The sequence below is a fragment of the Myxococcus sp. AM009 genome (genome assembly GCF_013372605.1).
Classification (GTDB): Bacteria; Myxococcota; Myxococcia; order Myxococcales; family Myxococcaceae; genus Myxococcus; species Myxococcus vastator.
In genome coordinates this window covers 1-396 of record NZ_JABXEP010000524.1, presented here as the reverse complement: position 1 = coordinate 396, position 396 = coordinate 1, and the positions used below count along the sequence as shown (strand labels likewise).

Genomic DNA, 396 nt, shown 5'->3' with positions numbered 1-396 from the left:
GGGTAACGAATCTCCAGAGGATGCGGCGATCTATCACCGCCTGATGGTCCACGACCGCAATTTGTCCTGGATGCCGCGCTTGCGCCAAGCCCTCGACGCCGGCGGCGCGGTGGTCGCGGTTGGTGCTGCTCACCTGCCAGGGTCCGACGGACTCATCGCACTCTTGCGAGCGGACGGCTACCAAGTCAACGACATTCTGCTGCCGAATGACACAGCAATGGAGATGCAAGCACCATGATGGATGATGCAATGCATCGCGCTCAAGATGTCGTCTATGGCCAAGACCAAGCCGCGCAGATGCGAAAGGCACCGGGCCTTGCGCGCATCCGCGCGGCAGCATCTGACTCCAGTTGCACGGTATTGGACCAGTCGGTCTGGAAGCGCACTGAGCTGGGC

General features: G+C 61.6%; 1 protein-coding gene. It reads left to right on the top strand.

Annotated features, from left to right (window positions below; translation table 11 throughout):
• Window positions 1-238, top strand: a 238-nt coding sequence (locus tag HV824_RS36710) for a TraB/GumN family protein (protein WP_176425378.1), incomplete at its 5' end; no start/stop codon positions are given.
• Window positions 239-396 lie beyond the last annotated feature (158 nt).